This is a genomic window from Brenneria roseae subsp. roseae (assembly GCF_003115845.1).
Classification (GTDB): Bacteria; Pseudomonadota; Gammaproteobacteria; order Enterobacterales; family Enterobacteriaceae; genus Brenneria; species Brenneria roseae.
Genome location: NZ_KZ819023.1, coordinates 298496 through 324826, shown reverse-complemented (window position 1 = coordinate 324826; position 26331 = coordinate 298496). Strand labels below are relative to the sequence as shown.

Genomic DNA, 26331 nt, shown 5'->3' with positions numbered 1-26331 from the left:
ACAGGTATATTCATGTTAAATCAGTATCTGGATACAGCATATAAAGGATTGCTCCATGCGTAAGAACCTTCCCGTCAGTACCTACCAATACCCGCTGCACGAAAAAACCAAGCTGATGTCGGTCACCACCCCGGATAGCCACATTACTTACGCAAACAAAGATTTCATTCAGGTCAGCGGCTACCACCTGGAAGAACTGATGAATCAGCCGCATAATATAATCCGGCACCCGGATATGCCACCATCGGCCTTCTCCGATATGTGGAAAACGCTGCAAGCGGGCCACATTTGGACCGGCATTGTGAAAAACCGGCGCAAGAATGGCGATCACTACTGGGTCAAATCCAGTACGACCCCATTAAAAAAAGAAGGCCAATTGACGGGGTACATGTCTGTGCGCATCCCGGCCACGCCGGATGAAATCCAACAGGCGAAAGCACTCTACGCCGCAGTCAATGAAGGCAAACTGAAACACCGCGCGTTCCATCATGGTCTGCTGGTCTATACTGGCCCTCTGCGACTGTTAAGTATATTTAAAACCATGCCGCTACGCTGGCGCATCCGCAGTTATTGTCTGTTGTTCAGCCTGATCCCCCTGATTGCCGCCTATTCCATGATGGCAACGGCCCCGTTAGCCGCCCTGCTGTTTCCGCTGCTAATCGCCTGCGGTTTTATCAGTTGCGAACTGCTGGTACGCCATGTTGCACACCCGGTTGAACAGATTCTTTCTCAGGCTATGCGTTGTGCCGCAGGTCAGGCCGACAACCTGACGCAACTCAATCGTGTGGATGAGATCGGCATGCTGATGCGTGCGGTGAATCAGTCCGGCATGAACTTCCGTACCTTTGTGGATGATGTCAGCAGTAACCTGCACGAATTGAAAACAGCCTGTAATGAAATCGCCCAGGGCAATCAAATACTGGCTAACTGCTGTGAGCAAACAGAGGAAAACCTGCAACAGACCGCCGCATCGGTCGAACAGTTGACCGCCACCATCAAAAGCAATGCCGATGCCTCTGTACAAGCGTCAAAATACACGCGTGATGTCAATCAGGCCGTCAATTCCGGAGAGCAGGCCGTCAATCAGGTTTCCAGTACGATGGAAACCATCACGCGCTCCAGTGAGCGCATTACCGATATCATTAACGTGCTGGATAACCTGGCCTTTCAGACCAATATTCTGGCGGTGAATGCCGCGGTAGAAGCGGCTCACGCCGGCGAACAGGGGAAAAGTTTTGCCGTGGTGGCCAGCGAAGTTCGTTCTTTGGCCCAACGCAGCGCGTCCTCATCCAGCGATATTTCATCCATTATCGATGAAACGCTCAGCAGCATTCGCGTCGGTGAAGAGCTGGTCTCGCACACGCACAAGTCCATGAGCAATATTTTGCTTCAGGTGCAGAATGTTACCCATCTGATGAACGAGATCAGTCTGGCGACGCAGGAGCAATCTCAGGGCGTCGAATTGATCAACGATGCCGTGAATAAAATCGACGAACTGACACATCAAAATACCGCGCTTGCCAGCCAATCCAACTCGGCGACCGGACACTTGCAGCAGCAGATCTCCAGTATGGCTCAGGCCGTCTCGGTATTCAGCATTTCGCGTTAGCCTCTCCCGCGGGTACACAACAACATGTACCCGCACCATGCAAATTTCCATCGCTATAATATACTTGGTGTAACGCAAACCCTGACTGCGATGCCGTAAGCGTTTAGCGGAAATAGCCGACCGGTTGCGGCCAACGCATCTGCAACTTGACGTATAACGGTAGAGATAAAGGTCATTCAACTTGCAATATTGATGGTAAATCAAATGCACTCAGGAGATCTTTTTCACCCATTAAATTCATCTGTTCTATTTGCAAGTTATTTTTATAAGTTGATTCGCTAATTATTTCCCGGAATTAGCCGTTAATTAATTAGGTACATTCCATTTTTTAACAAATTGATTTAACAAACGTCACTTCCATGCTTGCTTATACTGAAGGATTGATAAATGCGTAAGAATTACCCTGTCAGTGATATCCAGTATTTATTAGATGAAAAAGCAAAGCTGATGTCGGTAACCACTCCGACCAGTCACATTACCTATGCAAATGACGACTTTATTGATGCCAGTGGCTACACTTTTGATGAGATTCTCAATCAACCACATAACATTGTGCGTCATCCCGATATGCCGCCGCCGGTTTTCGCCGATATGTGGTCGACGCTGAAAGCGGGCCGAATCTGGACTGCCGTCGTCAAAAACCGGCGCAAAAATGGCGATTACTACTGGGTTAAAGCCAGTTCTACCCCATTAATGAAGGAAGGCAAAGTCACAGGCTATATGTCGGTCCGTACCCGTGTTTCTCAACAGGAAATCCGGCAGGCTGAAACGCTTTACCATGAAATAAACGAAAATAAACTAAAGTACCAACGTTTATATCAGGGCCTGCTGATTTATAAAGGTCCGCTGAAACTGCTCAGTCTGTTTAAAATAATCCCTGTCCGCTGGCGGATTAGAAGTTACATTTATTTCTTTATGCTATCTGTTTTATCTATTCTGCTTACCACGCTGCCGTTGACAACGCCGGTATTAATTTTCGCGTTAGCCATATTAGGCGGTGCTTTCATAACCAGTGAATTACTGGTTATGCATCTGGCAAAACCGTTGGAAAAAATTCTGCATCAGGCCATCAACTCCGCTTCCGGACAGGCGGATAATAACTTCCAGCTTGATCGTGTTGATGAAGTCGGCATGTTATTACGCGCGGTTAATCAGTCTGGCATGAATTTCCGCACTTTTGTCGATGATGTGAATAGCAAACTGGCTGAACTGCGCCATGCCTGTGGCGAGATTGCCACAGACAACCATACGCTCAGCCAGCGCTGTGACGATACGGCCCAAAGTCTGCAAAATACCGCATCGTCGATGGAGCAACTCACCGCAACGATCAAAAGCAATGCCTCCGCCTCGCAGTTGGCGACACGCTGTGCGGAAGATGCCAATGTGGCTGTCGATGCCGGAGAAAAAGCCGTTAATCAGGTAACCGACACAATGGTGATGATGACCCACTCCAGTAAAGAGATCACCGACATTATCAATGTATTGGATAATCTGGCGTTCCAGACCAACATCCTCGCGCTGAATGCCGCCGTGGAAGCCGCCCATGCGGGTGAGCAGGGCAAAAGTTTTGCGGTGGTTGCCGGTGAAGTTCGTACACTGGCGCAACGTAGCGCTCAGGCAGCGAAAGACATCGCGGGGATTATCGAAACCACTATTGCCAACATCAATACCAGCGACAAACTGGTGAACCATACCAGCCAGTCGATGGATAACATTCTGGCTCAGGTGCAGCAAGTCTCCCAGTTGGTAAATCAAATCAGCCTGGCGACCCATGAACAATCGCAAGGGCTGGGACACATTAATGATGCAGTTAACAACATTGATGAACTGACGCGCCAAAACACCATACTGGCCAGCAACTCCAGTGCGGCCATCAGCTGCCTGGAACGGCAAATCGCCACCATGTCGGAAGCGGTTTCCGTATTCAGCATTCCTCGTTAATTTCCGTACCCGGCTTTTCGCAAACCGTTATTGCTTTGTCAGGTAACGGTTTGTCTCCGTAATATTTTCTGATAGCTTAATCTAAGGATTTTTCGGAGACATACGCGATGAAACTGGCAATCTACAGCACCAAGCAATATGACCGTAAATATTTAGAGCAGGTTAATCAAAAGTTTGGCTATGAGCTTGAATTTTTTGATTTCATGCTGACATCACGCACGGCAAAAACTGCGGCGGGCTGTCAGGCGGTATGCATTTTCGTCAATGACGACGGCAGTCGTGAGGTGTTGACTGAACTGGCACAGCTGGGAGTGAAAACGCTGGCGCTGCGCTGCGCCGGTTTCAACAACGTCGATCTCGACGCGGCCAAAGAATTGGGTATCAAGGTGGTGCGCGTTCCGGCTTATTCACCGGAAGCGGTTGCCGAACATGCTGTTGGATTAATGCTGTGCCTTAACCGCCGCATCCACCGCGCTTACCAACGCACCCGTGACGCCAACTTCTCACTGGAAGGGCTGATTGGTTTCAATATGCACAATCGCACTGCCGGCATTATCGGTACGGGGAAAATCGGCATTGCCACCATGCGTATTCTGAAGGGTTTCGGTATGCGTCTGCTGGCATTCGATCCCTACCCTAACCCACAGGCGCTGGATCTGGGTGCGGAATATGTGGATCTGAAAACACTTTATGCCCGTTCCGATGTGATATCCCTGCACTGCCCGCTCACGCCGGAAAATCACCACCTGCTCGATCAGGCGGCATTTTCACAAATGAAAGATGGCGTGATGATTGTTAACACCAGCCGTGGCGGGTTAATTGATTCCCAGGCCGCTATTGATGCGCTGAAACAGCAGAAAATTGGTGCGCTGGGTATGGACGTTTATGAGAATGAACGGGATCTGTTCTTTGCTGATAAATCGAATGACGTGATTCAGGACGATATTTTCCGTCGCCTATCCGCGTGCCATAACGTTCTGTTTACCGGACACCAGGCCTTCCTGACAGAGGAAGCCTTAATAAGCATTTCTCAAACCACGCTGCAAAACCTGAAAGAAATCAGCCAGGGCGAGCCCTGCGCGAATCTGCTGAATCCCTGATACGACACATGCGCATTGGTGAATCATTTTCACCAATGCCTTTTCAGAAAGGCTGATTATCTGAAAGAACCGGAAAATGAAGATGAAATATCGATGCTTCGCCATCGCAATGTTATTGCATCTGTCAGCCCGCCGGGCAGGTCCCATTCATCACCGCTCGCTCATCGCAACGCTTGCCATTCGCCAACTGGCAGGTCCCTACGCTGGCGCCGTCCAACTGTCTGGAAACGGCCATCGTTCCGCCAATCAATGTACAGTTGACGTCCAACGGGGTGCTGCTTTTCAGCAATACAATCGAGCTTTTATTCTCTTCATTTAGTGCCGTATCCTGCTTATCGACCGCCGTATTTTTTCCGCCATTACTGCAACCCGCCAATAACAGTACAGCCGCAGTAAATAGCCATTGATACGATTTCATTATCTGACTCCATATCATGTGAAATGACACAGCCCGGCACAGGGCTATGTGCCGAACGATACCTGATATATTTCAAGATGGAGAATATATTTACCACACCTTATTTCGCGGTCACACCAATAAATGTTCCAATACGGCAAAAGATCAATAACACAACACGTTTTTCAGCCATGGGAGCAGCAGGCCCCGCTTATTTTAGCCAGCTTCAAACGTGATTTTGCCCGGGCGCCAGCAGCCCACGACATTCGCGATCTCGTCAAAGATCTTGAAAAGGTGTCACCTGATTTCAAAACTGACTGGCGTCAACCAGACGTTCATGGTTCCTGTTCAGGTATCCGTGATTTGGTGATTGACGATGTCGGTGCCATCTCATTTGAACATGCCACCTTGACCATTGACGAAGATCGTCATCTGCGACTGGTCTTAATATTTACCAGCGGTACCAGCGACGGCGAGGCTATCGGTAATTTTCAGGGCGAAGAGCTTTACCATTCCAGCCTATCGGAGCAAGAGTTTCGCACGCTGTTGAACAACAACGATTTTGACGTGATCAAGAGAGTAAAAAAAGATCCTGAGTGTGGCGGGCGGACGGTTTGGCTGGCGGGACCCGCGAAGTGAGTGCTTTACACTGTGTGAGATAGACAGACATTAACCCTTTACTATTTGGTCATTGCTTAATCATTATCTGCGGTAAAACGATCTGGCATTCGTCGCCATAATCCGTACCATACGCGCCATACTTATGCTTGCTGGTTACTATCGGCAGGTGCAAACCCTTTGTCTATTGCGAACCAAATGGTGTATGAAAGCTACGGGAAATGGATTGAGGACATGAATGAAGATCAGGTTGGCATGCTGAATCGGAAACTCGCGCTGTGAATAAGTTTGCCCCTTTGGTGCCCCTTTTGGGTGTAGGAACAAATTAAAATGCAAGAAAATCAACAAATTAACCAAAAACAACAATACAACCTCAACAAGCTTCAGAAGCGCCTGCGTCGCAACGTCGGGGAAGCTATTGCCGATTTCAATATGATTGAGGAAGGCGACCGTATCATGGTTTGTCTGTCCGGTGGCAAGGACAGCTTCACCATGCTGGAAATTCTGCGCAACCTGCAACAGAGCGCTCCCGTCAATTTTTCACTGGTGGCCGTTAATCTGGATCAAAAGCAGCCCGGTTTTCCTGGACACGTACTACCGCAGTACCTTGATAGTATTGGTGTTGAATACAAGATCGTGGAAGAAAATACTTATGGCATCGTGAAAGAAAAAATTCCAGAAGGAAAAACGACCTGTTCACTGTGCTCGCGTCTGCGTCGCGGAATTCTGTATCGCACGGCCACCGAACTGGGAGCGACTAAAATTGCACTCGGCCACCATCGTGACGATATTTTGCAGACGCTGTTCCTCAATATGTTCTACGGCGGAAAATTGAAAGGAATGCCGCCGAAACTGATGAGTGACGATGGCAAACATGTGGTGATTCGCCCCTTGGCCTACTGCCGTGAGAAAGACATCGAACGCTTTGCCGAAGCGCGTCAATATCCCATCATTCCATGCAATCTCTGCGGCTCACAGCCCAATCTGCAACGCCAGGTGATCAAAGATATGCTGCGCGACTGGGATAAACGTTATCCCGGCCGTATCGAAACGATGTTCAGCGCGATGCAGAACGTCGTACCTTCCCATCTCGCCGACTATGCGCTGTTTGATTTTAAAAGCATTCATCATGACAGCGACGTGGTTGACGGCGGCGATCTGGCTTTCGATCGCGAGGAACTGCCGCTGCAACCCGTTGGCTGGCAGCCAGAAGAGGAAGAAGAGACTCCGCCGTTGGCCCGCCTCGACATACTGGAAATAAAATAAAGGAGGAGGAAACCAGGTTGGGTACTGAACGAAAAGCACAAAAAAATGCCGACGATATCGCCGGCATGGTGTGAATCAATTGTGCTATGCAGTAATTCAAAAAAGGAAGTAAGACAATATGGAGCGCAACGCCCATCGCTTGACGTTGCATTCACCTGCAAGAAGAATAGTGCCGTACTATAATGTGAAAAATGTTGATATTGCTCAATTTAGACGTGAATTTTCAACCACCCCGGGAAGTCTGTGATAATACGCGCAATAACCATTCGTTGGGATTCATAACCATTTACTGTGTTTTAACCACCATGCAACGCCACCAACCAATACTACCAACATCAGGCAGAACATGCCGAACCCCAGCCGGGAGTCCCCTCCCGGAATTCCCCCCAGATTGACGCCAAACAGCCCGGTTAAAAAGGTCGTCGGCAGAAAAACCATCGCCAACAGCGACATAGTATAGGTTCTTCGGTTCATCGCCTCTGTCATCTGGGCGGTAATTTCATCCGACAATACGGTAGTACGTGCAATACTGGAATCCAAATCTTCCAGCCCACGTCCCAGTCTGTCGGCAATTTCCTGCATTCGGCGCCGATCATCGTCCTGCATCCAGGGCAACCTTTCACCGGAAAGGCGCGAAAACACATCACGCTGCGGAGTCATATAGCGTCGTAGTACAATCAACTGCTTGCGAATCAATGCCAGTTCGCCCCGTGGCGGTATTTTTTGCTCCAGTAAGTCTTCTTCCAGATCGATAATTTTCTCATGTAAATCATCAATAAATTCACTGGTATGATCGGTGAGCGACTCCGCGATCGACACCAGCCAGCTCCCACAGTCTGTCGGCCCATTCCCCTCTTTGAGATCGGTCAACACTTCATCAATCGCCAACACTTTACGTCGCCGGGTCGAAATAATGAGCTTATCGGTAATGAAAACCCGGATCGCCACCAGTTGGTCCGGACGCGAATTTGCATTCAGGTTGATGCTGCGCAGGGTAATCATCGTCCCATCGCCCAACCGGGTCACTCTGGGGCGAACACTCTCTCCGGCCAACGCATCGCGTACGCTGTCCGGCACCAGATGGGTTTCATTCAACCAGATGGCGCTGGCGGGCAACGTCGAATCCAGATGCAACCAGCAAGGCCGCTCACTGCTGGCGACATCACTATCGCCGATAGGCGCCACTCCGCCTTGTCCATCCAGTTGATAGGCATAAACAGCGCCAGAATGTTGCAACGTTTTTCCTTCAAACGATTCCATATTGGTCTCAGTGTTTCACGATATAAAGCGAGTGACTGTATGCGACATCTTCAGGATTGGTGATTGGATAGCCTTTTACCCAGGGCTTAATCAAGCGTCCGTTAGTGTATTGATAAATGGGAGCAATGGGCGCTTCTTCCATCAGGATTTTCTCCGCCCGATTGTAATCCGCATTCAATATTTTGGCATCGGTTTGGTTGCCGGCTTCATCCAGCAACCGATCATAATCGGCGCTTTTAAACCGTGCGATATTCCCGCTGTGATGCGACGTTAATAACGACAGAAACGTAGAGGCCTCATTATAGTCTCCGACCCACGACGCCCTGATAACGTCAAAGTTACCGCTGTTACGACTGTCGATATAGGTTTGCCACTCCTGATTAGATAAACGTACCTCCACCCCCAACTTCGTTTTCCACATGGACGCAACGGCAACGGCAATTTTCTGGTGGCTTTCCGAAGTGTTGTACAGCAGCGATAGCTTCATCGGCTTCCCGGGGCCATAGCCTGCCGCCGCCATCAGCGCCTTTGCCTGCGCATCCAGTTCAGCCTGAGTATATTGCTGTAACACGCTCTCTGTCGGCGTAAATCCGGCGGTAACATCCGGCGTGAAGTGATAGGCCGGTTTCTCGCCGGTCCCCAGAACCTTTTCCGCAATGATTTTCCGGTCGATGGCATAAGACAAGGCCTTACGCACCCGCGCGTCATTCGTTGGCGCGCGTTGAGTATTAAAGGCGTAATAGTAGGTTCCCAGTTGATCAGGGGTATAGACCTGACCGGGCAGTTCCTTCAGCAGTTTTTGATACAGGTTTTTAGGAAAGGATTCGGTGATATCAATATCGCCGGAAAGGTAGCGTTTTGTCGCGCTCGATTCCTGATTGATGGGAACAAACGTCACTTTAGTTAACATCGTGTTGCCATGATCCCAATAATATTCATTTGGTGCCAACACCAGCTTTTCATTAACGACCCGCTGTTCCAGTTTGAACGCACCGTTACCGACCAGATTACCCGGTTTGGTCCAGTCATTGCCGTATTTCTCGATCGTTGCCTGATGGACCGGAAAGAGACTGAAGTTTGCCAACAGGCTGACAAAGTAAGGCACCGGTCTGCCAAGCTGCATTGAGCGTATGGTCATTAATTGCCGTCACGCCGAGTTTATCGACGGGCATGTTACCGTCGATAATCTGTTCGGCGTTCAGTATCCCCGCCAGACGGGCGAACCAGGCAAAGGGCGATGAGTTTTCCGGGGCGACTAACCGCTGCCAGCTATAAACAAAATCCTTTGCCGTGACCGGATCGCCATTTGACCAACGCGCATTTTCACGCAGGGTGAAGGTGAAAGTACGGTTATCATTGGTTTGCCAGCGCAGAGCGACGCCGGGCACAATGTTGCCGTTCGCATCCTGATTGACCAGCCCTTCAAATAAATCACGCGCCACCTGCGCTTCCGGCAAACCAACCGCTTTTATCGGGTCCAGAGAAGCGGGTTCATCTTTGATATGACGCACAATTTCCTGTTTTTCAGCTAATACGGTTCCTGCCGGAACCTGCGCCGCACCGGCGCTACCTGCCAATATTGCGAGCAGCACGGCATAGCGAGCGGAATAACCATTTTGCATGATGACTTGACCCTTACCGATTAAAACGCCCGTCCGTGCGCATGAATAAATTGTTCGGATGCCATTGTGAGACTGGGACTGCGGGATTTCACCACATTGGCAATACCGTCCCGAAAACCGATTAATAGCGGATAATAATGAAATAACTAAAAAACATAATAGCCAATAAACGGCTCATGCATCTACTTGTAACCACATGTACTTATCAATACCTGTACTTGTCACGTTCCGGCTGAGAATTTCATCCCGTTGTATCACGGGTGCTATTTTCCTCCTCAGTCGCTATGATGAAAATTGGTCAACAGCAACCATGGGCTGATGAAATGGACAACCACACCATCCCTTTACGGGCCCGTCATCAACGGGGCAATCTGTCTTCTCTGGGGGAACCTTATGGCAAGTCATTGCTGGGCGCGCCCCTGCTCTACTTCCCCGCCGAATTGCCACAGGAGGGGAGCGGACTGATCGTTGCCGGTACGCATGGTGATGAAACCGCCGCGGTGATCGCCCTGTCCTGCGCTTTGCGCACGCTGTTTCCCGGCCAACGCCGTCATCACGTGGTGTTGGCCGTTAATCCCGATGGCTGTCAACTGGGCCTGCGCGCCAACGCCAACGGCGTCGATCTCAATCGCAACTTTCCCGCGGGTAACTGGCAACCGGGGCAGACGCATTACCGCTGGAGCTGCGCGGCCGATGAGCGGGATGTGGTGCTGTCCACCGGAAATACGCCGGCGTCAGAACCGGAAACAAAAGCACTGTGTGAACTTATCACGAAACTTAATCCGGCCTGGGTTGTCTCTTTTCATGAGCCTTTGGCTTGTATTGATGACCCGAAAAACTCCGAATTCGGACAATGGCTGGCGCGGCAATTTGATTTACCGTTGGTCACCGGCGTGGGCTACGAAACGCCAGGATCGTTTGGCAGTTGGTGTGCCGATCGGGGATTGCCGTGCATTACGGCGGAGCTGCCGCCGATTTCAGCGGATGCCGCGATTGACGGTTATCTGCATGCCATGACCGCATTGTTAAGCCGTAATTTTTGATGACGCCGTCGCTGTGCGACGTTAAAAACGCTCCCGGCGTTTTTTTATGACGGGCTATCCTGCCCGTCACCCTACAGGCCGTCGCTGATGCGACGTTAAAAAACGCTCCCGGCGTTTTTTTATATCAATGTTGCTAATGTTGCCCTAAACTGGGCTCGTGTTAACAACCTGTAATTAAGGACGCATACATGTCACAGAACGTACACTTTCAAGGCAATCCAGTACCGCTATCAGGGACGTTTCCCGCGAAGGGAAGCAAAGCTCCGGCTTTTACACTGGTTGGCAAAGACCTGTCAGACATCGCGCTCAGCAACTACGCTGGCAAACGTAAAATCCTGAACATTTTCCCCAGCATTGATACCGGCGTTTGTGCCACGTCCGTGCGTAAATTCAACCAATTGGGTTCTGAACTGGATAACACCGTTGTTCTGTGTATCTCTTCCGACCTGCCGTTCGCACAATCCCGTTTTTGTGGCGCGGAAGGGCTGAACAACGTGGTTGTGCTGTCCACGCTACGCGGTGCCGAGTTTAAAGAAGCCTACGGTGTCGCCATTGCCGATGGCGCATTGAAAGGCCTGACCGCCCGCGCGGTGGTGGTTCTGGATGAGAACGACAACGTATTGCACAGCGAACTGGTGAACGAAATCACAACCGAACCCGATTATGATGCTGCGCTGGCGGTACTGAAGTAATTTCATGAAAAACATGGGGCGCGTGTTTAAATGTCGCCTGATGTAAAAAAACGGCTGCACCTGTGCGGCCGTTTTTCTTATTCATCATCCTCACCCGCCGCTTTGCGGTGACTCAGCCCATATTCCCGCAGTTTATTGGCAATCGCCGTATGCGATACGCCAAGGCGTTTAGCCAGTTTGCGCGTACTGGGATAAGTCTGATACAGGCGGGTTAGCACGGCACGTTCAAAACGTTTGCTGATATCGTCCAGCGAACCATCCAGCATTTCCTCACTGTGTGGAATATCGACCGAGAAGGCCGGCAGATCGAGATCCTGCCTACGCAGCTCATAGCCTTCCAACTGAGTCAGCGCCCGATAGATGGTGTTTTTTAGCTGACGCACATTACCCGGCCAACCATACTGCGGCAAAAACTGCTGCAAATCAGCAGCCAGTCTTGGGCGAGGAATACCCTGCTCATCGGCAAAACGTGCGACGAACAACTCGGTCAACGGCATGATGTCGGCCGGACGCTCACGTAGCGGCGGCAATGTGAGCGTCAGCACATTCAGACGATAGTAGAGATCTTCCCTGAATTCACCGCGCTGCACCATTTCCAGCAGGTTCTTCTGCGTCGCACAAATCACCCGGACATCCACGTGCATTTCATGATCTTCTCCCACCCGGCGGAACGTTCCGTCATTCAGGAAACGCAGCAGCTTGGTTTGCATCTGTGCCGACATTTCGCCGACTTCATCCAGCAGCACCGACCCGCCGTTTGCCTGCTCGAAAAATCCCTTCTTGCCTTCAAGCGCATTGGGATAAGCCCCCGGCGCATGACCGTACAATTCACTTTCCATCACTTCATCAGGCAGCGATGCACAGTTCAACGCCAGGAACGGCTGCTTGCCCCGCGGCCCGCGTAAATGACAAGCGCGAGCCAGCATATCTTTACCGGTCCCCGTGTCACCGACAATCAGTAACGGCGCATCCAGCATCGCCAGCTTACGCGCCTGCTCGACGACCTGCCGCATTTTGGGACTGACCGCGACAATATGCGCGAATTCATTGTCATCATTCACCGACAAATCCTGCAACTGCCGCCCCATTCGCGCCGCGGATTTCAGCATCACCAGCGCGCCGGCCGTGGTCATTTTGCCTTCGTCATCCTCCAGATGTACTGGCGTCATTTCCAGAAGAAAATCTTGCCCGCGGATCACCACGCGTTCCGTCACCGTCATGCTGCTGCGTTCCAGCCAATCCGTGACGTTATACCCCGGGATCAATGCGCCAATGGTCAGATTGCGAATATTCCCGGCAGTCTGATCAAACAGCGTCAACGCGGCCAGATTAAACAGTTCGATCTTCCCGCGCATATCAAGCGAAAACACCGGCTCCGGCATCGATTCCAGCAGGGCGTTTACCGCGCGGTGCTCTCGTTCCGAAGGCATAAAGGCCACGGTACGGACATCACTGACGCCTTCAATCCGGCGAATTTCCGCCATCAATACGCGAAATGCATCGAAATCCAGCGAGGCGAAATTAAGATAAATACGACCGATTGGCGCAATCTCAATGCCTCTCAGGTCGAGATGGCGCGCCGCCAGAAGATCCAACAATTCGCGGGTCAGACCGATACGGTCTTCACAAAAAACTTCCAGACGCATCAACGACTACCTTCTTCAACAGGTGCGACAAGGCTAATAGAGAGTAATAATACGCTTTCGTCTTGCACGGATGAAGTGAAGTGGCAGCAAAAGTTGACAGTCATGAAATATTTTTCCGGCTCGAGCATGGTGTTACCGCGTTTTTTGCAAGATTGTTTTCACTTGTCCAATCAGTTCCCGGCGGAAATCACCCAGACGCGGTTTATCATCCAGCCAGGGAAGCGGACGACACAGTTCCATCGCCTTGATGCCCAGCCGCGCGGTAAGCAGGCCCGCCCCGATGCCCTGCGCCGCCCGGGCAGAGAGACGCGCCGCCAGGTCCTGTGACATCCAGTCCATACCGATTTCCCGTACCAGTTCAGATGCCCCGGCAAACGCAATATTCAGCAATACCAGACGAAACAACCGGATGCGGCTGAAATAGCCCAATTCAATGCCGTAGAGCGTAGCGATCCGGTTAATCAACCGCAGATTGCGCCAGGCGATAAACGCCATATCCACCAGCGCCAGCGGGCTGACAGCGATCATCAGCGTGGACTCCGCCGCCGAACGGCTGATTTCCCGCCTGGCCTGGCTGTCCAGCACCGGTTGAACCAGCCGGGCATACAGTTCAACCACTTCCCGATCGTTGTGAGTTTCGTGCAAGGACGCCTGCCAACGCTGCATCGCCGGATGACCGTTATCCAGCCCGGCCTGCCGCGCCAGTTTTTCACAAAATTCGCGTCCTCGCCCAACGCCATGGCTATGCAGCAAATCCCGGGCGACATCTCGCTCTTCGGCCCGTTCACGCAACCGGTAAAGACGCCGCCACTCAACGGCCAGCGAACCTACGCCTGCCGCCACAATCAGGCTGCCCGCCGCAATGCCGCCCAGTGCGATCCAATCCTGCTGTATCCAGGCGTTATGCAACGACTGAACCCCCTGAGCCACGGCGCTGACGCCAAATAGCGTCAGGCCCGCCATGACCATCCGCCGCCACAGACTGCGTTTAGGCCGCAGCGCCGCGCTGACCACTTCCTCGGCAATCCCCTCTTCCGGCACTTCCTCTTCACGGCTGACGGGAGCAAAACGTTCTGCCGCCTGCTCGTCAAACGCCACATTGGCGCGTAACTGCGGTTGAGGTTCCGCTGGCGAAGCTTTGTCAAACGTCATTCGCGGTTTCAGTGGTTCGTTCATCGCAATTTATCTCCCAGTAAAAACTCCATTACCGTATCCAGTCGGATATGCGGCAACGGGGTGTCCACGGTCATCTCACGCGGACGAAACTCATCAAAATGGAATCCCTGCTCCTGCCAGAATGCTGCGCCAGGCAAGCGGGGAGGCACTTCCCCCGGATACACCGTTAACGGCTGGCCATCGCTCAGACGGTTTCCCTTCAACGCCGGAATTTTTTGCCCCTGATGATCAACAACCCCGCTTTGGGTGGACTGAATCGACGCAATCCCCGCGCAATCCATGCTGATCCCTTCAAAGGCGGCATTCTGCCAGGCTTCCTGCACCAATTGCTGCAACAGCGAGACCAGATTGGCATGCTGATCGGCGGTAATGTGATCGGATTTACTGGCAGCAAACATCAATTTGTCGATGCACGGCGAAAACAGACGCCGGAATAGCGTGCGTTTGCCATAGTGAAAACTTTGCATCAGTTGGGTCAGCGCCAGCCGCATATCGTTAAACGCATGAATGCCGCTGTTCAGCGGTTGCAGACAGTCCACCAGCACAATCTGGCGGTCAAAACGGATAAAGTGATGTTTATAAAATCCTTTCACCACCGACTGGCAATAATACTCAAAGCGTTGACGCAGCATCCCCATGTTGGTTTTGGCATCCGCCTGCGCCAGTTTGGCTTCTCCCCATTTATCAACCTGCGGCCATGGGAAAAATTGCAAAACCGGCGCGCCGGCCAGATCGCCCGGTAGCACAAAGCGTCCCGGCTGAATGAAATGCAGACCTTCCTGTTTGCAACGCAGCAGGTAGTCCGTATAGGCCTGTGCAATGGCGGCCAGTTGGTTTTCATCAGCCGGCGCCAGCGGATCCAGCTTTTCGCACAGCGCCAGCCAGGGTCTGGCCCACTCGGCGCGTTCGCCTTGCAGCAGGCCGGACATCTGATGCGACCAACTGAGATACGTTTGCTCCAGCAACGGCAGGTCCAACAGCCATTCTCCCGGATAATCCACAATTTCCAGATACAGCGTCGACGTATCTTTAAAATGCCGCAGCAGAGAATCATTAGAGCGATAGCGCAATGCCAGGCGAATTTCACTCACGCCGCGCGTCGGCGTCGGCCAGTCCGGCGGCGAACCATAGAGCGCCGCCATCCCTTCATCATAGGCAAAACGGGGAACGCCGAGATCGCGCTGCGGCACGCGCTTGGCCCCCAGCAATCGACCTTCCCGCACGGCGGAAAACATCGGTAAATGCGCCCCGCTGTGTACGTTCAGCAGTTGATTGACAAACGCGGTAATAAAGGCGGTTTTACCGCTGCGGCTGAGTCCGGTAACGGCCAGACGTAAATGGCGATCCACACTGCGGTTAACCAGTGAGTTTAATTCGTTTTGTAATCGCTTCATTGGATAAAACCTGTCTCCTTGTTAGCGTAAAGAGCTGCTACTGGCTCATCGCTTTTTTGGGCGGTAGCGGTGCGAAATACCCCACAATCAGAATAAGTATGGCGACGCCGATAAATGCGATCGCGCGGGCCAGTCCACCACCGCCGGCGCTATCCACCAGAAACAGTTTGATAATGGTCAGAGCCAGCAACAGCGCCCCCATAATCCAGCCGCCGCGCTGCTGGCGTCGGGTCGACCACACCATGCAAACCAGCGCGGCCAGCGTCCACAGCAGCGCAAAGGTGGTCTGAACCAGACGGGAATCCCACAGCCAGTCAACCGACCACGGGATCTGCGCGTACCAGGCCAGCGCCCGTAGCAACAGGCCGTTGAGCAACCAAATGATCAACCCCCAGAGCGCCAGACGACACCGGCTTTTCCATGCGCGGCTCTGCGCCGAAACCGACATCGCACGTCGATACCATAGCGCTAACGCCGTTACGCCCAAAAACAGGCTGATTTCCAATGGATTCAGGAACGGCACATACGGCCACGTCAGCGAGCCCCATTGTATCTGCCCATCCAGCAGGTTGGCGTTCGCCGATAACGTGAACAGCGTCGCGACCAGCGGCACCAGTCCGGTTTGATTATATAATGTCGCCCAACACGTCAGTGGCCACAGTCGGTGACGTGCCGGCAGCACCAGCGCCAATATGATTGCCGACAACAATATGACGGTCAGTATCGGCGCGCCCTCTTCCATATCGGCTGGGATGCGGGAATACCAATACTGATCGGCCATCAGGAAAAGCCATCCGATCGCCATCCAGAATAAAGCAAGATGGAAGACGCGCTCTGCCAGACAGGGGATATTGCCCGTTTCACGGTAGAGCAACCGGTAAGCGACGGTAAAGCTGCCGAGCCAGCACGCCCACACCGCGATCTGCTCTCCGCCATTCAACAACGGGAACTGGCGATAGTCGGCAAAGACAAGCTGCTGTAATACCGCCAGCAGCATAAAACCCCATAGCAACCAGGCGCTATGCCGCAACAGCGGCCATTTCAACCGTCTTCCCGTTTCGCTCCAAAGCAAGCCGGATACGGCAAACAACAGCAGGAACAGCGGACTTTGCAGTAAAGCCTGTGTACGCCACGGCGGCATAAACTCGCTGCCATGCCAGAATGCATCGGTATACGCCGTCATCGCCCGTTCGACGATATAAACGAGCCAAATCAGCCATGCCGCCAGCCCGAGAATGAAAAAAACCCGGTCAAACCTACTACTCCAGCGGCCATCCACCTGACGATAACGCGACCAGCACAGGCTGGCGCACAGTGAGGCGACGGCCAGAATCCCGAAGGTGAAAAAGGTGAAGAAAAACGCTGCTGACTGCAACTCACCCGTTATGGCGGCGTATGCCACCGACGCGGCGCCAAACAACAACACGGCGGAACCACTCCGCCCCATGCGACGCTGATTTTGATGCAGCCCCGCCCATAGAATGCACAGCCCTTCCAGCATCCATACTAGCGCGGTCGATTGCCCGGTGAGGGTTAACGGCACCGCCAATGTTAGAAAACAGCCTCCCAGCGCGAAGGCAAACAGCCCCAGACGCGGCAGGCGTTTGCGCGTCAATCCGCCTAATACCAGATAGCCAAGTCCATACGCCAGCGCCGAACCGGCCGGGCCATATTTCCAATGTCCGGTAATAAGATACTGCATGCCAAAACCGATCAACGGCGGGGCAAACAGCAGTACGCCATCCACGACCTGTTTGCCTACCGACTGATGTCGCAGCGAGAACAGCAGTGCGCCAACGCCAAACAGCAGAATATTGGCGATCAGAAACAGCTGACTGCTCAGGTAAAAATCTTGCTGATAATATTTCGCGCCCCAGGTGGCCGCGACGCCAAAAGTAAATATCAGCCCCAGCAGGTTCAATTCGCGCCAGGACTGACGGGCGCTTATCGCCAGAATCCCCAGCGACAGCAGCAGGTAGTACGAAAACAACACCACATGGTTGCCTCCTCCCTGCGACAACAAGATCGGCGCCAGATAGCCGCCAATGCTGGCCAGCATGGCCAGACTTAACGAACGCTGTATTACCGCCAGCCCAACACTGGCGGCGCAGACGAGCAGCAATAGTGCGAACGCCAGCGGATAAGGCAGCAACAGATATAGCCGGAAAGCGCCAAATATCGTGATATACAGCGCCCCGACCGCACCGCCTTGCAATATAAGGGCGTACAGCCGTTGCTTATGACGCAGACGCCAGCCAAAGGCCAGCAGTCCGCCGCTAATCAGCGCGGCTACGCCCAGCCGCCATTGAATCGATAGCATGTCGCGTTCAATGGTGTATTTCATCAGGTAGGCCAGACCAAAAAACAGCAATAAAATGCCGATTTTTGCCAGCGGATTACCTTGCAGCAGCCAAGCGGCCAGCGAAGAAAGGATGCCTGAATGTTTTTCGACCGCTATCACCTCCCGACGGGTCGCGGTATCTTGATGCGACGACGGGTCGAGGGTGGTTAGCTCGTTGCTTTTTTGTGACATTGTCACTTCATTGGGGTTGCCGCCATTTTCCCCGCTCACATCAGGCTCAACCGGCGCGTCTACGGTATCCGCAGATGCTGGCGTGCGAACGGACGATGCCGGTAAAGTCGGGATAACCGTTGGATTCAGGCGGTTTACCTGAGCAGTGAGTCGGGCCAGGTTCGCCTGTAGCTGAACGACCGTTTGCTCTAGCTGGACATTCCACTGCTGAAGGCGCGCGCTACGCTTAAACACGATCGCGACTGCGACAGGCATCACGATGAGGTAGGCCAGCACAAGCACGATACCGATCAGAAGCGTTGTATCATCCATGAAGTACCTTATTAATCATATATGAGAGGAATGATGCGGTTTTACAGGAAATGACGGCGACTCACAAATCCAGTACTGATTTCAAATCTAGTACAGAATCACCCGGTGAAAAGAAAAGCGGCGTTGTTTTATTATAAACCGCTTTATTATAAACAACTTTGTCATAAACGACGTCGATGTGACCCGATAACATCAACGCCGTATGACATGATTATGCTTACAGTTGGCGAAAACGGCTCTGAACGCCAAACGTCTCTGAGGTGACGTAGCGCTCAATATTGCGCAGCCGCTGCTCACTGGCCTTCAATGTCGCGTCAGCATCGTTCAGTAATTGCCCCGGCGTGCGAAACGACGATTCTTGTTCATGGTAGCGTGCCGCGGGCACGGGATCGAGTATAAAACTGAGCACGATATAAGCCACGATGGTGAAAAAGAACAGGCCGAAAAACATCGATAACACCACAATGACCCGCACCAGTTTTACCGGTACGTCAAAGTAGTGAGCCAGCCCGGCACACACGCCTTTGAGCATCCCTTCTTCCGGTATGCGGTATAACGTTTTACCTGACCATGTATTCTTCATTACGATTTTCTCCAGTCCGGGTATTCTGTATCCAGAATTTCCTCCAGCGTCTGAATTCGCTCGCGCATGCGGCGGGCGTCTTCCGTCAGTTGCGTCAGACGCTGCATGTCGCTTTGTCCGAGTTGAGCATTGTTTTGCTTGCGCTGACTGTAATGTAGCCAAAGCCATATCGGTGCCACAAACAACATGAAAATGGTCAGCGGTATGGCAAGAAACAAAGCACTCATCGTGTCTCCTTAATGATTATGTTCACCGGTTTTAATACGGCTATCGCCAACCCTGACGATAGCCAGCCCGGTTATTCTGCTGGTTTAACTTTAGCTTTAAGTGCAGCCAGTTGCGCGCTGATTTCATCATCTGCTTTCAACTCGGCGAACTGCTGATCCAGCGATTTCTGTTTCCCCAGCCCGACACTTTCCGCTTCCGCTTCCATCGTATCAATCCGGCGCTCAAACTGTTCAAAGCGCGCCATGGCCTCATCCAGCTTGCCGCTGTCCAGTTGGCGGCGCACATCGCGGGACGAAGAGGCGGCCTGATGACGCAGGGTTAATGCCTGCTGGCGCGCGCGGGTCTCCGTCAGTTTGTTTTCCAGCTCGCCGATTTCGCGTTTCATGCGATCCAGCGTTTCATCAACGCTTTCCGCTTCACGCTGCAACGTCACGATCAAATCGGTCAGTTTCTGTTTCTCAATCAGCGCGGCGCGCGCCAGATCGTCTTTGTCTTTTCTCAACGCCAGTTCGGCCTTATCCTGCCACTGCGCCTGCTGAGACTGAGCCTGATCAATACGACGGGCAATCTGTTTCTTTTCTGCCAGCGCCCGTGCGGAGGTAGAACGAACCTCAACCAGCGTGTCTTCCATTTCCTGAATCATCAGCCGAACCAACTTCTGTGGATCTTCCGCTTTATCCAGCAATGAATTGATGTTGGCGTTCACGATGTCGGCAAAACGAGAAAAAATACCCATAATCCAATCCTCTTAATGATGTCCGGCGTCTGTATTACGCCTGATTTATGATCGCGACCAGTCATTGCCCGATTGCGATATCACTGTTGCTCTTCAATAAAGACGTATCAATAAGCGTGCCAATGTTTATCCTTTTATAACCTATTGAAAATAAAGCACGAAGAATTTTGACTATTTTCCAATACCCGCTAAATTAGTCAAATACGCTAACTGTTAGTAAAAATTACACGGTGCAATGCGATGGGACAGGAAAAAGAGAACTTACTGGGAGAAGCCAACAACTTTATTGAAGTGCTGGAACAGGTTTCACAGCTGGCGCAGCTCAATAAACCCATGCTGGTGATTGGCGAGCGCGGTACCGGTAAGGAGTTGATTGCCAGTCGATTGCACTACCTCTCGCCCCGTTGGCAAGGGCCATTTGTTTCGCTGAACTGCGCGGCCTTAAATGAGAATCTGCTGGATTCCGAGCTATTCGGTCATGAAGCCGGGGCGTTTACCGGGGCGCAAAAACGCCATCTGGGTCGGTTCGAGCGCGCCGATGGCGGTACGTTGTTTCTGGATGAGTTGGCTACCGCGCCGATGCTGGTACAGGAAAAGCTGCTGCGGGTGATCGAATATGGCGTGCTGGAGCGCGTCGGCGGCGGGCAGGCCCTACAGGTCGATGTACGCTTGATCTGCGCCACCAATGACGACCTGCCGGCGTTGGCCGCCAGTGGAAAATTCCGTGCCGACCTGCTGGATCGACTGGCATTCGACGTGGTCCAGCTCCCGCCATTGCGAGAACGTCAGCAAGATATCATGTTGCTGGCGGAGCATTTTGCGATTCAGATGTGCCGTGAACTGCGATTACCGCTCTTTCCCGGTTTCACTCCGCGCGCCCGCGAGACGCTGCTGAATTACGGCTGGCCGGGTAACATCCGTGAACTGAAAAATGTCGTGGAACGTTCCGTTTACCGTCATGGCAGCAGCGACAGCGCGCTGGATACCATTATTCTCAACCCGTTTCAGAAATCGGCATCGGCTAGTCCGGCGTCCCCCGCGTCGGCACGCCGCCTCGAGGATCAATTGCCGGATTTACCGCTGGATATGAAACAATGGCAACTGTCTCAGGAAAAAGCGCTTATCGAACGGGCATTAAATCAGGCGCGCTTTAATCAGCGTAAGGCCGCGGAACTGCTGGGGCTAACCTATCATCAGCTACGTGGCTTATTGAAAAAACATGCCATCGCAATCAATGAATGAAAAAGCCGGAGAACACCTTAAGTTAATTGATTTCATTAACTATTTTATATGAAAAGGAAATGAACCCAGGCATCCGGCGCGCAAAAAAAAGCCAGCACGCAGGCTGGCTAAAATAATACTGGAAGCAATGTGAGCAATGTCGTGCTCTCCTTCAGTGCCTGCATAGAAGCAACTGCTGAAGTGCGAAAATGATGATAATGGTTATCAGTATCATCTGTAAAGCACTTTGTTGAGAATTTTTCTCATTTCCATACGAAGTATGGGGTTCCTCCTGCTTTTTCCACATTGCTCTTTTATCGTTTTTTTAGCGTCCGCGGCGCGTATTTTTGCACAAAATCGTCCCAGTGATCGGCCAACAGCCCCAAATGCTGCAACTCGGTATCCAGCGTCGGTGCGGAACGGCCGCTGTTTCTCAGCATCATTTCAAACTGATCGAGCATATCGACAACACTGCACGCGCTGTCGGCGATCGATAACACCCGGGACATTTCGACCTGAGACGGATATGTCCCCTGTTTCAGCGCCTCAATATCACTCTGTAACGCGTCGGCATATTTTTCGTCGCCCAAACCGGAGGCAAGCAAAAATTCCGCGTTAGCCGCCCCCAGCCGTATACTGTCCCGCCGCGACACCAGTTCACTAATGTAGTTATCAATTATTTCTGCTGCCTGGGACTGATACGCCTCGATGATAAACCTCGCTTTGATGAAAGTGAGCATCTCTTTCTTCATGGCGATATCGAAAGCCTCTATCATCCCCGTCTTTTCATCGGTCAGCGAACTTGAAAAGGCATCGTGTATGGCATTGGCAAGTTCCGTAACCGGAGATTTCGTTCCTTCTACCGCTACAATAAAAAAGGAAATGGCCAGCTCAGAGACATCATCCAACGATGCGGAAAGCGAGGTATCTTTTATCTGCTTGATCTTCTCATTTTTCGCGTTAATTTCTTCTTCGGTTAACACCGGTAGTGGATTACGCTGATCCCTGTCAGCCTCATTCTCGATGCAACCCGTATTTTCATCTGAAAATTCAATGGCCTCGAATGTTGCCATGATCGCATCGGCGTTTAAATCTGTGGAGAGTTCGGTAACATTTTCCGTCTCACGCGAAAATTCGATGCCAACGGTACGATGGGGCCTGGTGCTGTCCATCCAGAATCACTCCATTTTTCAGACAAAGTTTTAGCTATAACGGCACCTTTCCCGCATAACTTAGCCCGTTAGCCGTCATTATGATGATAAAATGCTTCTACTATGATCCAGGACAATAATTCGCAATAAGCAATATCATCGGTTGGAAAGTCGCCAGATGCATACAACACAGTGGGGAGGACGGTGAGAGTGCGGTACACTCTGTGTATTACGCCTTGACTGAAAAACCCGTATGTCTGGAAAATTTTGTTTTGCACTGGCATTCGTCTGGCTGGCTTTGCCGGCGCTGGCGGCTCCGCCCTCTCCGCTTACGCCTGCAACACCGCTGGAGTCCATTCGCCAAAGCGGTTTCGTTTATTGCGTGAATGACGTGCTGAACACGTTCAACCCACAGATGGCGCGCAGCGGCGTTACCATTGATACGCTGGCGGCGCAGATGTACGACCGCCTGCTGGATGTCGATCCCTATACTTACCGCCTGATGCCGGAACTCGCCCAGCGTTGGGAAGTGCTGGACAATGGCTCCACCTACCGGTTTTATCTGCATCATAACGTGCCGTTCCAAACCACGGCCTGGTTCAGTCCGACCCGCAATATGAATGCCGATGATGTGGTATTCAGTTTTCAACGCATGCTGGACAAAAAACACCCTTATCATGATATCAACGGCGGCGAATATCCCTATTTCGACAGTCTACAGTTTGCCGATTCAGTACAAAGCATTCGTAAACTGGGTGAATACACGGTGGAGATTCGCCTTAATAGCCCGGATGCGTCTTTCCTGTGGCATCTGGCCACGCATTATGCGCCGATCCTGTCTGCCGAATATGCACAAGCGCTGGCAAAAAACGACAAACAGGAGTTGATCGATCGGGAGCCGGTGGGAACCGGCCCGTATCGGCTCAACGAATACCGCAACGGACAATATATCCGTCTGACACGCAATGACGCCTACTGGCGTGGTCAGCCCCGAATGTCGCAGGTCGTCGTTGATCTGGGGTCTGGGGGCACGGGTCGATTATCCAAGCTGTTGACCGGCGAATGCGATGTGCTTGCCTACCCCGCCGCCAGCCAGTTGACCATCCTGCGTAACGATCCCCGTCTGCGGCTATCGCTGCGGCCCGGAATGAATGTCGCTTATCTCGCCTTTAACGTGCGCAAATCTCCGCTGGACAACCGCCGGATTCGCGAAGCGATTGCGCTGGCGATTAACAATGACCGACTCATGCAGTCCATTTATTACGGCACCGCGGAAACGGCCGCATCGATCCTGCCGCGCGCATCCTGGGCGTATGACAATGAATCGCAGATAACCGAATACAATCCGGAAAAATCCCGCCGGATTTTGCAGGATTTAGGCATCACCGGCCTCAGCCTGCGCCTGTGGGTGCCCAGCGCATCGCAATCCTATAACCCCAGCCCGTTGAAAACCGCCGAACTGATTCAGGCCGATTTGGCGCAGGTCGGCATACAGGTAACCATCGTGCCGGTGGAAGGGCGTTTTCAGGAAGCAAGGCTGATGGAACAAAGCCACGACTTAACGCTGGCCGGCTGGGCAACCGACAGTAATGATCCGGACAGTTTTTTCCGTCCGCTGTTAAGCTGTGCGGCTATTCGTTCTCAGACCAACTATGCTCACTGGTGTGACCCGAGGTTTGATGACGTGTTGCAAAATGCCTTGTCTTCACAGCAACTGTCAAAACGGATTGAATATTATCAACAGGCGCAGCAGATCCTGGCGGAGCAGCTTCCCGTGTTGCCGCTCGCGTCCTCACTGCGTTTGCTGGCCTATCGTTACGATATGAAAGGCCTGGTGCTCAGCCCGTTCGGCAACGCCTCCTTTGCGGGCGTGTTCCGGGAGCCGCCTCAGGCCGCGAAGCCCCAGGCACCTTCTTCACAGGAAGCCGTTGAAGGAGAACAACCGTGATTATCTTTACGCTGCGTCGGCTGGTGCTGTTGCTGGTGACGCTGTTCCTGCTGACGCTGGTGGGATTCAGCCTGAGCTACTACACGCCGAATGCCCCGCTCAATGGCGCGGCCCTGTTTGACGCTTACCGCTTTTATCTTTCCAGCCTGTTACAGGCCGATTTCGGCCGTTCCAGCATCAATGGTCAGGCGATTAGCGAACAGTTGAAAGACGTTTTCCCTGCTACCATCGAACTCTGCTTATTGGCATTTATACTGTCGCTGATGATCGGCATCCCGCTGGGCATCACCGCTGGCGTAATGCAGAATCGCGGACCGGATATCGTGATCAGTACGCTGGCGCTCATCGGCTTTTCGCTGCCGGTTTTCTGGCTGGCGCTGCTGTTCACGCTGTTCTTCTCTCTTTATCTCGGCTGGCTGCCGGTTTCCGGGCGTTTCGATCTGCTCTATCAGGTCAAGTCCGTCACCGGGTTTGCGCTGATTGACGCCTGGCTGTCTGATTCGCCGTATCGCGTTGAAATGATGATCAGCGCGATTCGCCACCTGATACTTCCCATCATCGTACTCGCCGTCGGGCCGACAACCGAAGTGATCCGACTGATGCGCATCAGCACCACCGAAGTGATTGGCAAAAACTATATCAAGGCCGCCGCCACCCGCGGTTTATCAAAGCTGACCATCATTCGCCGTCACGTACTGCACAACGCGCTGCCGCCGATTATGCCCAAACTGGGGTTGCAGTTTTCCACCATGCTGACGCTCACCATCATTACTGAGGTCGTATTTAGCTGGCCGGGATTGGGACGCTGGCTGGTCAATGCCATTCGCCAGCAGGATTACGCGGCTATCTCGGCGGGCGTGATGGTGGTCGGTTCGATGGTCATCACCGTTAACGTTCTGTCTGATATCTGGGGTGCGATGACAAACCCGCTGAAGCATAAGGAATGGTATGCCCTTCGATAACGTTTACAGCGAAAAACGCTTACCCAGCCGGCTGGGCGACACCTGGCGGGTATTCTATCGGGATACGCTGGCGATGATCGGCTTTTACAGCTTTCTCATCCTGCTCGGCCTGTGCCTGTTTGGAAAATTACTCACGCCTTATGAAGTGGACCAGCAGTTTCTCGGTTATCAGCTGCTGCCTCCGTCCTGGTCGCACTATGGCGAGGTCTCTTTCTTCCTCGGTACTGACGATCTGGGCCGCGATCAGCTTAGCCGTCTGCTCAGCGGTGCGGCGCCGACTGTAGGATCGGCATTGATCGTCACCTATGCCGCGGCGCTATTTGGCATCGTACTGGGCGTTATTGCCGGCGTGACCCATGGCCTGCGCTCCGCGATGCTCAACCATATCCTTGACACGCTGTTATCCATCCCCTCTTTGCTGCTGGCGATTGTGGTGATTGCGTTTATCGGCCCCCAGCTCGAACACGCGATGCTGGCTGTCTGGCTGGCGCTGTTGCCCCGCATGGTGCGAACAATCTATAGCGCCGTGCATGATGAGATGAATAAAGAGTATGTCATCGCCGCCCGGCTTGATGGCGCCTCAACCCGCTATATTATCTGGTATGTTGTCTTGCCCAATATTGCCGCGCTGCTGGTTTCAGAGTTCACGCGCGCATTGTCTATCGCCATTTTGGATATTGCCGCATTAGGTTTTCTCGATCTGGGCGCACAGCTTCCTACTACGGAATGGGGGGCGATGCTCGGCAATTCGCTGGAGCTGGTGTACGCCGCGCCGTGGACCGTCATGTTGCCCGGCGGCGCCATTGCCCTGAGCGTGTTGATCGTTAACCTGCTTGGGGATGGCATTCGCCGTGCCCTGATCGCAGAAACGGAATAATGGCGGAGACGAAATT

At 52.5% G+C, this 26331-nt stretch carries 21 protein-coding genes and 2 pseudogenes; 12 read left to right on the top strand and 11 right to left on the bottom strand.

The window, feature by feature from the left end; all coding sequences use genetic code 11:
- The first annotated feature begins 55 nt into the window (after window positions 1-55).
- The 3 genes from DDT52_RS03745 to DDT52_RS03735 all read left to right on the top strand — a co-directional run bounded on the left by DDT52_RS03745 (window position 56) and on the right by DDT52_RS03735 (window position 4650).
- Complete coding sequence (locus DDT52_RS03745; RefSeq protein WP_136155159.1) at window positions 56-1609, top strand: methyl-accepting chemotaxis protein; 1554 nt, start codon at window positions 56-58, stop codon at window positions 1607-1609.
- 387 nt (window positions 1610-1996) lie between these two features.
- Complete coding sequence (locus DDT52_RS03740) at window positions 1997-3550, top strand: methyl-accepting chemotaxis protein (RefSeq protein WP_136155158.1); 1554 nt, start codon at window positions 1997-1999, stop codon at window positions 3548-3550.
- A gap of 107 nt (window positions 3551-3657) precedes the next feature.
- Complete coding sequence (locus tag DDT52_RS03735; protein WP_136155157.1) at window positions 3658-4650, top strand: 2-hydroxyacid dehydrogenase; 993 nt, start codon at window positions 3658-3660, stop codon at window positions 4648-4650.
- A 124-nt stretch (window positions 4651-4774) separates the two neighbouring features.
- Here DDT52_RS03735 and DDT52_RS03730 read toward each other — a convergent pair whose 3' ends face one another.
- Complete coding sequence (locus tag DDT52_RS03730; RefSeq protein ID WP_136155156.1) at window positions 4775-5068, bottom strand: putative hemolysin; 294 nt, start codon at window positions 5066-5068, stop codon at window positions 4775-4777.
- 123 nt (window positions 5069-5191) lie between these two features.
- On the opposite strand from DDT52_RS03730, the gene DDT52_RS03725 reads away from it, so the two are divergent.
- From DDT52_RS03725 to ttcA, 3 genes and pseudogenes are all read left to right on the top strand, one after another.
- Window positions 5192-5686 (top strand): MmyB family transcriptional regulator, encoded by a 495-nt coding sequence (locus DDT52_RS03725; protein ID WP_136155155.1) that lies wholly within the window; start codon window positions 5192-5194, stop codon window positions 5684-5686.
- A 66-nt stretch (window positions 5687-5752) separates the two neighbouring features.
- Window positions 5753-5947 (top strand): annotated as a pseudogene (locus DDT52_RS03720) (site-specific integrase); the annotation flags it as partial.
- A gap of 48 nt (window positions 5948-5995) precedes the next feature.
- Window positions 5996-6931 (top strand): tRNA 2-thiocytidine(32) synthetase TtcA, encoded by a 936-nt coding sequence (gene ttcA, locus DDT52_RS03715; protein ID WP_136155154.1) that lies wholly within the window; start codon window positions 5996-5998, stop codon window positions 6929-6931.
- A 276-nt stretch (window positions 6932-7207) separates the two neighbouring features.
- Here ttcA and zntB read toward each other — a convergent pair whose 3' ends face one another.
- Both zntB and DDT52_RS03705 read right to left on the bottom strand, forming a co-directional pair.
- A complete protein-coding gene (gene zntB / locus DDT52_RS03710; protein WP_136155153.1) occupies window positions 7208-8191 on the bottom strand; it encodes a zinc transporter ZntB in 984 nt (327 codons plus the stop codon).
- Window positions 8192-8198: 7 nt separating this feature from the next.
- Window positions 8199-9813 (bottom strand): annotated as a pseudogene (locus DDT52_RS03705) (peptide ABC transporter substrate-binding protein).
- Between the two features lie 323 nt (window positions 9814-10136).
- On the opposite strand from DDT52_RS03705, the gene mpaA reads away from it, so the two are divergent.
- The gene (gene mpaA, locus DDT52_RS03700) at window positions 10137-10856 is read left to right on the top strand and encodes a murein tripeptide amidase MpaA (RefSeq protein ID WP_136155273.1); all 720 of its coding nucleotides are present in this window, start codon (window positions 10137-10139) and stop codon (window positions 10854-10856) included.
- Between the two features lie 188 nt (window positions 10857-11044).
- Window positions 11045-11548 (top strand): thiol peroxidase, encoded by a 504-nt coding sequence (gene tpx / locus DDT52_RS03695; RefSeq protein WP_109054207.1) that lies wholly within the window; start codon window positions 11045-11047, stop codon window positions 11546-11548.
- Between the two features lie 77 nt (window positions 11549-11625).
- On the opposite strand, the gene tyrR is transcribed toward tpx, so the two are convergent.
- The 7 genes from tyrR to pspA all read right to left on the bottom strand — a co-directional run bounded on the left by tyrR (window position 11626) and on the right by pspA (window position 20156).
- A complete protein-coding gene (gene tyrR, locus DDT52_RS03690) occupies window positions 11626-13194 on the bottom strand; it encodes a transcriptional regulator TyrR (RefSeq protein WP_136155152.1) in 1569 nt (522 codons plus the stop codon).
- Between the two features lie 132 nt (window positions 13195-13326).
- A complete protein-coding gene (locus DDT52_RS03685) occupies window positions 13327-14370 on the bottom strand; it encodes a YcjF family protein (protein ID WP_136155151.1) in 1044 nt (347 codons plus the stop codon).
- Complete coding sequence (locus DDT52_RS03680; RefSeq protein WP_136155150.1) at window positions 14367-15764, bottom strand: YcjX family GTP-binding protein; 1398 nt, start codon at window positions 15762-15764, stop codon at window positions 14367-14369. Before DDT52_RS03680 ends, DDT52_RS03685 begins: the two co-directional genes overlap by 4 nt.
- Before the next feature lie 37 nt (window positions 15765-15801).
- Window positions 15802-18609, bottom strand: a complete 2808-nt coding sequence (locus DDT52_RS03675; RefSeq protein ID WP_136155149.1) for a DUF2339 domain-containing protein — start codon at window positions 18607-18609, stop codon at window positions 15802-15804.
- A gap of 217 nt (window positions 18610-18826) precedes the next feature.
- Entirely contained in the window at window positions 18827-19192 is a 366-nt protein-coding gene (pspC, locus tag DDT52_RS03670; protein ID WP_136155148.1) for an envelope stress response membrane protein PspC, read from the bottom strand.
- Window positions 19192-19419, bottom strand: coding sequence for an envelope stress response membrane protein PspB (pspB, locus tag DDT52_RS03665; protein WP_136155147.1), 228 nt, complete (start codon window positions 19417-19419; stop codon window positions 19192-19194). The genes pspC and pspB overlap by 1 nt, the downstream gene beginning before the upstream one ends.
- A 71-nt stretch (window positions 19420-19490) precedes the next feature.
- A complete protein-coding gene (gene pspA / locus DDT52_RS03660; RefSeq protein ID WP_136155146.1) occupies window positions 19491-20156 on the bottom strand; it encodes a phage shock protein PspA in 666 nt (221 codons plus the stop codon).
- A gap of 240 nt (window positions 20157-20396) precedes the next feature.
- On the opposite strand from pspA, the gene pspF reads away from it, so the two are divergent.
- Window positions 20397-21398 (top strand): phage shock protein operon transcriptional activator, encoded by a 1002-nt coding sequence (pspF, locus tag DDT52_RS03655; protein ID WP_136155145.1) that lies wholly within the window; start codon window positions 20397-20399, stop codon window positions 21396-21398.
- A 293-nt stretch (window positions 21399-21691) separates the two neighbouring features.
- On the opposite strand, the gene DDT52_RS03650 is transcribed toward pspF, so the two are convergent.
- On the bottom strand, window positions 21692-22549 hold the full coding sequence (locus tag DDT52_RS03650) for a hypothetical protein (RefSeq protein ID WP_136155144.1): 858 nt from the start codon (window positions 22547-22549) through the stop codon (window positions 21692-21694).
- Between the two features lie 232 nt (window positions 22550-22781).
- Between DDT52_RS03650 and sapA the strand changes: the two genes are divergently transcribed.
- Genes sapA through sapC form a run of 3 tightly spaced genes read left to right on the top strand, consistent with a single transcriptional unit; the run spans window position 22782 to window position 26315 of the window.
- Entirely contained in the window at window positions 22782-24476 is a 1695-nt protein-coding gene (sapA, locus tag DDT52_RS03645) for an ABC transporter substrate-binding protein SapA (RefSeq protein WP_136155143.1), read from the top strand.
- Window positions 24473-25438 carry a putrescine export ABC transporter permease SapB gene (sapB, locus tag DDT52_RS03640; protein ID WP_136155142.1) on the top strand — a complete coding sequence of 322 codons (966 nt, stop codon included), beginning with the start codon at window positions 24473-24475 and terminating at the stop codon, window positions 25436-25438. Before sapA ends, sapB begins: the two co-directional genes overlap by 4 nt.
- Window positions 25425-26315 (top strand): putrescine export ABC transporter permease SapC, encoded by an 891-nt coding sequence (gene sapC / locus DDT52_RS03635; protein ID WP_136155141.1) that lies wholly within the window; start codon window positions 25425-25427, stop codon window positions 26313-26315. Before sapB ends, sapC begins: the two co-directional genes overlap by 14 nt.
- Window positions 26316-26331: the final 16 nt, after the last annotated feature.